4 protein-coding genes are annotated in these 10,826 nt (G+C 73.3%); 3 read left to right on the top strand and 1 reads right to left on the bottom strand.

The window, feature by feature from the left end:
• The 3 genes from F3J18_RS32530 to F3J18_RS32520 all read left to right on the top strand — a co-directional run bounded on the left by F3J18_RS32530 (position 1) and on the right by F3J18_RS32520 (position 10,531).
• Entirely contained in the window at positions 1-9,759 is a 9,759-nt protein-coding gene (locus F3J18_RS32530; RefSeq protein ID WP_345892538.1) for an amino acid adenylation domain-containing protein, read from the top strand.
• A gap of 101 nt (positions 9,760-9,860) precedes the next feature.
• On the top strand, positions 9,861-10,136 hold the full coding sequence (locus F3J18_RS32525) for a DUF308 domain-containing protein (protein WP_036035037.1): 276 nt from the start codon (positions 9,861-9,863) through the stop codon (positions 10,134-10,136).
• A gap of 53 nt (positions 10,137-10,189) precedes the next feature.
• Positions 10,190-10,531 (top strand): cupin domain-containing protein, encoded by a 342-nt coding sequence (locus tag F3J18_RS32520; protein WP_025100081.1) that lies wholly within the window; start codon positions 10,190-10,192, stop codon positions 10,529-10,531.
• Positions 10,532-10,563: 32 nt separating this feature from the next.
• On the opposite strand, the gene F3J18_RS32515 is transcribed toward F3J18_RS32520, so the two are convergent.
• A partial coding sequence (locus tag F3J18_RS32515) for a LuxR C-terminal-related transcriptional regulator (protein WP_166916205.1) occupies positions 10,564-10,826 on the bottom strand: 263 nt, incomplete at its 5' end.

The raw sequence follows: 10,826 nt of genomic DNA, 5'->3' as shown, positions 1-10,826 counted from the left end.
CTGCTGGCCCTGCCGACCGACCGGCCGCGCCCGGCGCGGCAGGATCACGCCGGCGCGGCGGTGCCGGTGCGCCTCGACGCGGAACTGACGGCCGCGCTGAAGGCGCTGGGCCAGCAACACGGCGCCACGCTGTTCATGGTCCTGCTGGCCGGCTGGGCGACCGTGCTGGGCCGCCTGGCCGGGCAGGACGAGCTGGTGATCGGCGCGCCGGTCGCCAATCGGCAGCGCGCCGAGGTGGAAGGCCTGATCGGCCTGTTCGTGAACACGCTGGCGCTGCGCGTGGACCTGGCCGGCGAGCCCGATGCGAACGCCCTGCTGGCGCGCATCAAGGCGCGCGTGCTGGACGCGCAGGCGCACCAGGACCTGCCCTTCGAGCAGGTGATCGAGGCGGTACGCCCCGAGCGCAGCCTGTCTTACAGCCCGCTGTTCCAGGCCCTGCTGGCCTGGAGCAACGTCGATACCCGCGGCCTGGCGCTCGATGGCCTGGCGCTCGCGCCGCTGGCCGCCGCGCATCGCGCCGCGAAGTTCGACGTCTCGCTGGTGCTCGACGAGCGCGACGGCTGCATCGCGGGCGAGCTCGAATACGCGAGCGCCTTGTTCGATCGCGCCACCGTGCAGCGTTATGTCGGCTACCTCGAACGCGTGCTGCGCGCGATGGTGGCGCAGCCGTCCGCGGCGCTATCGCGCATCGCGCTGCTGGACGCCGCCGAGCAGCATCGTCTGCTCGATACCTGGAACCGGACCGAGGCGGACTATCCGGCGCGGCAGGGCGTGCATCGGTTGTTCGAGGCACAGGCCCGCCACACGCCCGAGGCGATCGCGGTGATCGACGGCGAGACCGTGCTCGACTACGCCGCGCTCGACGCGAAGGCGAACCGCCTCGCGCGGCGCCTGATCGCCGCCGGCGTGCAGCCGGGCCAGCGCGTGGTGACGCTGCTCGACCGTTCCGCCGCCCTGGTGATCGCGCAACTGGCCATCCTCAAGGCCGGCGCGGCCTATGTGCCGATCGACCCGCGCGCGCCGGCCGAGCGGCAAGCCTGGGTAATGCGCGATTGCGGCGCGCCGGTCGCGGTGGTCGACACCGTCGAGGGCCTGCCCGAGGAGATCGCGGCGCGGGCGCTGCCGATCGACGACGGCAGCGAGGCCGACGAACCCGCGGCCAACCCCGGCCTGCCGTTCGACGAGGCAGCCGTTGCCTACGTGATGTACACCTCGGGCTCGACCGGCACGCCGAAGGGCGTGCTGGTCCCGCATCGCGGCGTGAACCGGCTGGTCGTCAACAACGGCTACGCGAGTTTCCACGCCGAGGACCGCGTGGCCTGGGTCGGCAATCCCGCCTTCGACATCAGCACGCTCGAAGTCTGGGCGCCGCTGCTGCATGGCGGCTGCCTGGTGGTGGTGCCGCATGCCGCCGTGCTGCAGCCCCAGCAGTTGCGCGCGCTGGTGGAGCGGCATCGCATCAGCGTGCTGCACCTGACCTCGGGCCTGTTCAGCCAGATCGCCGAGCTGCTCGGCGACGTGCTCGGCACGCTGCGCCTGCTGCTGGTGGGCGGCGACGCGGTCGATCCTGCCGTGGTCGCGCGCGTGCTGGCGCGCCATGCGCCGCGGCACCTGCTGCATTGCTACGGGCCGACCGAGAACACCACCTTCTCGACCACCTGCGAGCTGACGGCCGCCGATGCGCGGCTGCCGCGCCTGCCGATCGGCCGGCCGATCGCGAATACGCGTGCCTACCTTCTGGATGCGCATGGACAGCCGGTGCCGACCGGCGCGATCGGCGAGTTGTACGTGGGCGGCGACGGCGTGGCGCATGGCTATCTCGACCGTCCCGAACTCACGGCCGAGCGCTTCCTGGCCGATCCGTTCGCGGCCGAGCCGGGCGCTCGCATGTACCGCACCGGCGACCTGGCGCGCTACCTGCCCGACGGCCGGCTGGAGTTCCTCGGCCGCAACGACCAGCAGGTCAAGATCCGCGGCTTCCGCGTCGAGCCGGGCGAGATCGAGGCGACGCTGGCGCGCTGCCCGGGCGTGAAGGACGCCGCCGTGATCGCGCGCCAGGACACGCCGGGGCGCCCCGACGAGAAGCGGCTGGTGGCCTACGTGGTGCCGCAGGACGGCGCCGGGCTGTCCGCCGCGGACTTGCGTGCGCGGCTCGCGGCCGAGCTGGCCGACTACATGGTGCCGGGCGCCTTCGTGATGCTGGCGGCGCTGCCGCTCACGCCGAACGGCAAGCTCGATCGTCGGGCGCTGCCGGCGCCGGACCTCGGGGCTCACGCCACGCGCGCCTACGAGGCGCCGCTCGGCGAGACCGAAACGCTGCTGGCGGGCATCTGGGCCGAGCTGCTGCATGTCGAGCGGGTCGGCCGCCAGGACCATTTCTTCGAGCTGGGCGGCCATTCGCTGCTGGCGGTCGGCCTGATCGCGCGGATGCGCGAGGCGGGCCTGCAGGCCGACGTGCGCGTGCTGTTCGGCCAGCCCACGCTGGCGGCGCTGGCCGCCGCGGTGGGCGGCGCGGCGCCGGCGGTGCCGGTGCCGGAGAACCGCATCGGCGAGGGCTGCGCGCGCATCACGCCCGAGCTGCTGCCGCTGGCGACGCTGAGCCAGGCCGCGATCGACCGGATCGTGGCCGGCGTGCCGGGCGGGGTGGCCAATGTGCAGGACATCTATGCATTGGCGCCCCTGCAGGAAGGCATCCTCTATCACCATCTGTCGGCCGGCGAGCAGGACCCGTATGTCCTGCAGGCCTTGTTCGCGGTGGACGGCCGGGCGCGCATCGACGCCTTCGCGGCGGCCCTCCAGGCGGTGATCGATCGTCACGACATCCTGCGCACGGCGATCGTCTGGGACGGGCTCGACGAGCCGGTGCAGGTGGTCTGGCGCCGCGCGACGATGCTCGTCGAAGAGGCGCGGGTCGATCCGGCCGACGGCGAGGTGGCCGACGCGCTGCGCGCGCAGTGCCGCCGCCTGGACCTGAGCCGCGCGCCGCTGATGCGGATGCGCTTCGCCCATGACCCGGCGAAGCGTCGCTGGGTGGCGATGCTGGCCTTCCACCACGTGGTGCTCGACCACGCGGCGCTGGAGATCGTCGAGCACGAGATCCGTGCGCATTTCGAGGGCCGGGGCGGGCAGCTGCCGGCGCCGGTGCCGTATCGCAACCATCTCGCGCAGGTGCGCGGCGGCGTGAGCCGCGAGGCCCACGAGGCCTTCTTCCGCGACATGCTGGGCACGCTCGACACGCCCACGCTGCCGTTCGGGCTGGCCGACGTGAACCTGCCGGGCGCCTCGATCGAGCAGGCGCGGCGCGCGGTGGACGGCGCGCTGTCCCGGCGCCTGCGCGCGCAGGCGCGCCGGCTCGGCGTGAGCGCGGCCAGCCTGCATCACCTGGCCTGGGCACGACTGCTGGGCCGCGCCTCGGGCAGCGAGGATGTGGTGTTCGGCACCGTGCTGCTGGGCCGCCTGCAGGGCGGCGCCGGCTCGGAGCGCGCGCTCGGCATGTTCATCAACACCTTGCCGCTGCGCGTGGCGCTGGGCGGGCAGGGCGTGCGCGACGGCGTGCTGGCCACCCATGCGCGGCTCACGGCCCTGCTCGGCCACGAGCATGCGCCGCTGGCGCTGGCCCAGCGCTGCAGCGGCGTGGCTGCGCCCGCGCCGCTGTTCAGCGCCTTGCTGAACTACCGGCACAGCGCGCCCGTGCAGGACGCGCAAGCCGCCGTGTGGGACGGCATCGTCGCGCTGGAGAGCAGCGAGCGGACCAACTATCCGCTGAGCCTGTCGGTCGACGACCTGGGCGAGGACTTCGCGCTGACCGTGCAGGCGGTGCCGGCGGCGGGCGCGGCGCGCATCTGCGAGGCCATGCATTGCGCGCTGGAGAGTCTCGTGCAGGCGCTGGAGACGGCGCCTGACACGCCCATGCACGAGATCGAGGTGCTGCCGCCCGAGGCGCGGCGGCAGTTGCTGGTCGACTTCAATGCCACCGAGGCGCCGTTCGCCGCGGAGGCCAGCGCGCACGGGCTGTTCGAGGCCCAGGTGCGGCGCGCGCCCGAGGCGCTTGCGCTGCTGCACGGCACCCAGGCGCTGTCGTATCGCGAGCTGAACCTGCGCGCCAACCGGCTCGCGCATCATCTGCGCGGGCTCGGCGTGAAGGCGGAGGATCGCGTGGCGATCTGCGTGGAGCGCGGCCCGGAGATGATCGTCGCCGTGCTGGCGGCCTGGAAGGCCGGCGCGGCCTATGTGCCGCTCGACCCGGCCTACCCGGCCGCGCGGCTCGCCTACATGCTGGAGGACAGCGCGCCGGCGGTGGTGCTGCTGCAGGCCGCCACCGAGGCGCGGCTCGATACCGGCGCGCTGCGCTGCCTGCGGCTCGACCAGCCCTCGGCCTGGGCCGAGGCGCCCGCGCATGATCCCGAACCGCTCGACGCGATCGATCCAGCCGCCTCGCCGCTGGCCTACGTGATCTACACCTCGGGCTCGACCGGCCAGCCGAAGGGCGTGATGGTCGAGCATCGCGGCCTGGCCAACCTGGCCGCGATGCAGGCGCGCAGCTTCGAGGTGGGCCCCGGCAGCCGCGTGCTGCAGTTCGCCTCGTTCAGCTTCGACGCCTGCGTGTTCGAGATGGTGATGGCGCTCTGCCAGGGCGCCGCGCTGGTGCTGCCGCCGGCGGGCGTGGTGCTGGCCGGCACGGCCCTGCGCGAGGCGATCGAGGCGGGCGGCGTGACCCATGCCACGCTGCCGCCGGCGGTGCTGGCGGCCCTGCCCGACGAGGTCGACTTCCCCGGCGTGCGCACCCTGGTGCTGGCCGGCGAGGCGCTCGGCGAGCGGCTGGCGCGGCGCTGGTCGCGCGCTCGGCGCCTGGTCAACGCCTATGGCCCGACCGAAACCACCATCTGGGCCAGTTGGCACGTCTGCGCGCCCGATCGCGAGGGCCTGCCGCCGATCGGCCGGCCGATCGACAACACCGCGATCTATATCCTCGACGCGCACGGCCGCCCGGTGCCGCTGGGCGCGATCGGCGAGATCCACATCGGCGGGGTGGGGGTGGCGCGCGGCTACCTGAATCGCCCGGCCCTGAGCGCCGAGCGCTTCCTCGACGATCCGTTCCGCCCCGGCGGCCGGATGTACGCCTCGGGCGACCTGGGACGCTGGCGCGCCGACGGCGGCATCGACTATCTCGGCCGCAACGACTTCCAGGTCAAGATCCGGGGCTTTCGCGTCGAGCTGGAGGAAATCGCCGCGCAACTGGTGCGCGCCGGCGCGGCCGAGGCGGCCGTGATCGCGCATCGGCCGGGGCGCGAGGAGGCGCGGCTGGTGGCCTACTGCACCGGCGCGCCGATCGAGGCCGAGCCGCTGCGCTCGCGCCTGCAGGCCAGCCTGCCGGCGCACATGGTGCCGGCCGCCTTCGTCTGGCTGGCGGCGCTGCCGCTCACGCCGAACGGCAAGCTCGACCGCCGCGCCTTGCCGCTGCCCGACGCGCAGGCCTATGCGAGCCGCGCCTACGCGGCGCCGCGCGGTGAGATCGAAACGCTGCTGGCCGCGCTGTGGCAGGACCTGCTCGAGGTGGAGCGGGTCGGCCGCCACGACCACTTCTTCGAACTCGGCGGCCATTCGCTGCTGGCGGTGCGGCTGATCTCGCAACTGCGCCAGCGCCTGGGCGTGGAGCTGCCGCTGGGCGAGCTGTTCGCGCATCCCGAGCTGGCCGGGCTGGCCGACGCGGTGGCGCGCGCCGCGCGCAGCGACTTGCCGGCGATCGTGCCGGCCGATCGCGACGGCCCGCTGCCCTTGTCGTTCGCCCAGCAGCGCCTGTGGTTCCTCGCGCAGGTGGAAGGCGCCAGCGCGGCCTATCACGTGCCGGGCGGGCTGCGGCTGCACGGCCGGCTCGACGTCGCCGCGCTGCGGCGCGCGCTGGACCGGATCGTGGCGCGGCACGAGGTGCTGCGAACCCGCTTCGTGCCGCTGAACGGGCAGGCGGTGCAGCGCGTGGACGAGGCCGATATCGGCTTCGCGCTGCGCCTGCGCGACCTGTCCGGGCAGCCCGCCGCGGCGCGCGAGCAAGCGCTGGCGCGGCTGGTGCGCGAGGAGGCGCTGGCGCCCTTCGACCTGGCGCACGGCCCGCTGATCCGCGGGCAGTTGATCACGCTGGCCGAGGACGACCACGCGCTGCTGCTGACCATGCATCACATCGCCTCCGACGGCTGGTCGATGGGCGTGCTCACGCGCGAGCTGGCGGCGTTCTACGAGGCCGGCCGGCTCGGCGAGGAAGCCGGCCCGGTACCGCTGGCGCCGCTGCCGCTGCAATACGCCGACTACGCGCGCTGGCAGCGCGAGCTGGTCGGCGGCGAGCGGCTGCGGGCCCAGGAGGCCTACTGGCGCGACGCGCTGGACGGCATGCCGGCGCTGCTGGCCCTGCCGACCGATCGGCCGCGCCCGGCGCGCCAGGACTTCGCCGGCGCGGCCGTGGCGCTGCGCCTGGACGCTTCGCTGGGCGAGGCCGTGAAGGCCCTGAGCCTGCGCCACGGCGTGACGCCCTACATGACGCTGCTGGCGGCCTGGGCCCTGGTGCTGTCGCGCCTGTCGGGCCAGCAGCAGGTGGTGATCGGCTCGCCCAGCGCGAACCGCGCGCGCGGCGAGACCGAGGACCTGATCGGCTTCTTCGTCAACACGCTGGCGCTGCCGATCGACCTGTCGGGCCAGCCCTCGGTGGCGGCGCTGCTGGAGCGGGTGCGCGAGCGCACGCTGTCGGCCCAGGCGCACCAGGACCTGCCGTTCGAGCAGGTGGTGGAACGGCTCAAGCCGGTCCGCAGCCTGTCGCACAGCCCGCTGTTCCAGGTCATGTTCGCCTGGCAGAACCTGGACGGCGCCGCGCTGCGGCTGCCGGGCCTCACGCTGGCGCCGCTGGCCGCCACCCGCACCAGCGCGAAGTTCGACCTGACGCTGGAGCTGGGCGAGTCCGAGGAGGGCATCGTCGGCACGCTGGAATACGCCACCTCGCTGTTCGAGCGCGCCACCGCCGAGCGTCATGCCGCCTATCTCGAACGCGTGTTGCGCGAGATGGTGGCGCAAGACGGCGCGTCCCGGCCGGCCGCCGCCTTGCCGATGCTGGGCGAGGCCGAGCTGCGGCGCGTGCTGGTCGAGCACAACCGCAGCGATGCGGCCTATCCGGCGGCCGGATCGACGGTGGCCGAGCTGGTGGAGGCGCAGGCCGCGCGCACGCCCGAGGCGGTGGCGCTCGCGCAGCGCTCGCCGCTGGACGGCACCGAGCGCAGGCTGAGCTACGCGCAACTGGACCAGCGCGCCAACGCGCTCGCGCACGAGCTGATCGCCCAGGGCGTTCGCCCGGACGACCGGGTGGCGATCTGCGCCGAACGCAGCCCGGCGATGGTGGTGGGGCTGCTGGCGATCCTCAAGGCCGGCGCGGCCTATGTGCCGCTCGATCCCTCGTATCCGGCCGAGCGGCTGGCCGCCATGCTGGCCGACAGCGCGCCGGCCGCGGTGCTGCAGCAGAGCGCGACGGCGTCGCTGCTCGATGCCGCCGCGGCGCCGCGCATCATGCTCGACGCCGAGGCGGGCTGGGCCGAAGGCCGGCGTGAGCGGCCGGCGCTGGCGGGCGACGGCGCGAACCGGCTGGCCTACCTGATCTACACCTCGGGTTCCACCGGCCAGCCCAAGGGCGTGGCGATGGCCAACGCGCCGCTGGTCAACCTGCTGCAATGGCAGGCCGGCGTGGTGACGGCCGGGCGCACCCTGCAGTTCGCGGCGCTCGGTTTCGACGTGGCGTTCCAGGAGATGTTCGGCACGCTGGCCGCCGGCGCCACGCTGGAGCTGGTCGACAGCGAGCTGAGGCTCGATTTCGGCCGGCTGTGGGCGCATATCCGCGCGCGCGGCATCGAGCGGCTGTATCTGCCGTACATCGCGCTGCAGGCGCTGGCCGAAACGGCCATGGCCGCGGGCGACGCGTTTGCGCCGGCCTTGCGCGAAGTGGTCACGGCCGGCGAGCAGTTGCGCATCACCCCGCAGATCGCGGCCTTCTTCGCGCGCCACCCCGGCTGCCGCCTGCACAACCACTACGGCCCGACCGAATCGCACGTGGTGGTGGCGCATACGCTGGCGGGCGAGCCGGCCGCGTGGCCGGTGCTGCCGCCGATCGGGCGGCCGGTCGGCAACGTGCGGATCTACCTGCTCGATGCCCATGGCGCGCCGGTGGCCGAGGGCGTGGCGGGCGAGATCCATATCGGCGGCGCGCAGCTCGCGCGCGGCTACCGCAATCTCGATGCCCTCGGCGAGGCGCGCTTCCTGGCCGATCCGTTCTCGGGCACGCCCGGCGCCCGCATGTACCGCACCGGCGACCTGGGGCGCTGGCGGCCCGACGGCACGCTCGACTACCTGGGCCGCAACGACGACCAGGTCAAGATTCGCGGCTTCCGCGTCGAGCCGGGCGAGATCGAGGCGCGCCTGGCGAGTTGCCCGGGCGTGCGCGAGGCGGCGGTGGTGGTGCAGGACGGCGAGGCGGGCGAGCGCCGGCTGCTGGCCTACTGGACCGGCGAGGCGCTGCGCGCCGAGGACCTGCGCCGCAGCCTGCAGGCCAGCCTGCCCGAGTACATGGTGCCGGCCGCCTATGTGCGGCTCGATGCCTTGCCGCTGACGCCGAACGGCAAGCTCGACCGTCGCGCGCTGCCGGAGCCGGACGCGCTCGCTTATGCCAGCACGCATTACGAGGCGCCGCTGGGCGACACCGAGCAGGCGCTGGCCGTGGTGTGGGCCGAGGTGCTGAAGCTGGAGCGGGTCGGCCGCCACGACAATTTCTTCGCGCTCGGCGGCCATTCGCTGCTGGCGATGAGCCTGCTCGATCGCGTCCACCAGCGTTTCGGCGTGCGGCTGTCGATCAGCACGCTGTTCGCCTTCCCCGAGCTGGCGAGCCAGGCCCGGCAGATCGACTTCCCGCTGGAAGTCGCCTCGCCGGTGGAGCGGCTGCTGCCCGTCAAGCTGCGCGAGCAAGGCGGCCCCGTGCTGTTCTGCGTGCATCCGGCCAGCGGGCTGAGCTGGTCCTACGTCGGCCTGTCGCGTCATGCGCAGGGTGGCTTCCAGGTCTATGGCCTGCAGGCCGACGGGATCGCCGAAGGCACCACGCCGGCCGCCTCGGTCGAGGCCATGAGCCGCGGCTACATCGAGGCGATGCGCAGCGTGCAGCCGGAAGGGCCGTATCGGGTGCTGGGCTGGTCGATGGGCGGGCTGGTGGCCTTCGAGATCGCCTGCCAGTTGCAGGCGATGGGCGAGGAGGTCGACTTCCTCGGCATGCTCGACAGCTACCTGCTCTACACCACCGAGGAGGTGCCCGTCGACGACCAGTACACGCTGGCCAACGTGCTGCGCACGGCCGGCTACCCGATGGAGACGATCGAGCCGGGGCACCTGCTGAGCGTGGCGGAGGTGACGGCGATCGTGCGCCGCGAAGGGCATATCTTCGCGGATCTCACCGAGGCGCATATCCAGGGGCTGGTCGAGGTCCGGCGCAACAACCTGCGGATCTCGCAGCGCTACCTGCCCAAGCAGGTGTTCAAGGGCACCCTGACGCATTTCACCGCCACCGAGGAGGCGGTCAGGATGGAGTCGCCATTGCTGCACTGGCGCGCGCACGTGGACGGCGAGATCCGCTCGACGCCGGTGGCCTGCTCGCACGACGACATCGGCACGCCGCCCTACCTGGCCGAGATCGCGGTGTGGATCGACGCGATGCTGGAAGGCAAGGGGGTGTCGAGCGAAGTGTGAGCGGCATGCCGCGCGCCGACATCGGTCAAATGACCGATGTCGGCGGGTTCCGGGCGCTGCCATGATCGTCGGCAGGATCGAATGCGGGAAGGAGCCATGCCATGTCGGTTCGTCACCTGATCATCATCGCGGCCGGCAGCTGGCTGCCTCGCGCACTGGGCGCCTGGGCCGTGTTGTCCGGGCTGTTGCAGCTGGCTCGCGCGGCTCGCCGCGGCAGGCGCGCCGAGCCGCCGTGGAACGCGCTGGCGGGCGGCGCGCGTTCGGTGCTGGCCGGCGTGCTGCTGTCGAGCGAGGCAGTGGGCGCGATCTATTTCCTGATCGCCGGCTGGTGGTGGGCGGTGGACGGCTTCCGGCGCCGGCGTGCCGGTACTTCGTGAGTCGCGGCCGGAACGACGCGGCACGGGCAGGATCGAGACAGACGGAGAACGAGATGGACGACAAGGATATCGCGCTGGCCAACCCGAAGGTGCAGTACCGCAGCCTGCTGCGCGAGGACGGCTGCACGGTGCTGCAGACCACCATCCAGCCCGGCGGCGAGACGCAATGGCATCACCACACGCATGTCAGCGACCAGTTCGTGGTGGTGCGCGGGGTGCTGACGGTGGAGTACCGGATCGACGGCCGCGTCGAGCGCACGGAGGTGCGCGGCTTCCACTCGGTCGATCCCGGCGTGGTCCACCACGTCAGGAACGACACCGACGAGCCGCTCGTCTACATCATGGTGCAGGCCGGCGGCGTGCCGGACATCGTGCTGGCCGGGCCGTCGGCCTGAGCCGGCCGGCCAGGCGCCCTCGCGTCGTGCGGCTAGATCAGGCCCAGCGACGAGGCCTTGAGCGTGGCCGCCGCGCGCGTCGAGCAATCGAGCTTGCGGAACACGTTCTCGACGTGGGTGCGCACCGTGCTCGGGCTCATGGTCAGTTCCTGCGCGGCTTCCTTGTTGCTGGCGCCGCGCGAGATCACGCGCAGCACCTCGACCTCGCGCGCCGACAGATGCGGGCCGGCGGTGCCGCGCCGGGCCGTGCGCCGCGCCACCGGCGCGCCTTGCGCCACCAGCGCGCCCACCGCCT

It is taken from the genome of Burkholderia sp. Ax-1720 (assembly GCF_011753035.1).
GTDB classification, from domain to species: Bacteria; Pseudomonadota; Gammaproteobacteria; order Burkholderiales; family Burkholderiaceae; genus Burkholderia; species Burkholderia gladioli.
The sequence above is the reverse complement of the archived record's forward strand: the minus strand, read 5'-3'. Positions and strand labels throughout refer to the sequence as shown.

Excerpts from the sequence above, each read along its gene's own strand:
- F3J18_RS32525 (WP_036035037.1), top strand. The coding sequence starts at position 9,861 with ATGTCGGTTCGTCACCTGATCATCATCGCGGCCGGCAGCTGGCTGCCT.
- F3J18_RS32520 (WP_025100081.1), top strand. The coding sequence starts at position 10,190 with ATGGACGACAAGGATATCGCGCTGGCCAACCCGAAGGTGCAGTACCGC.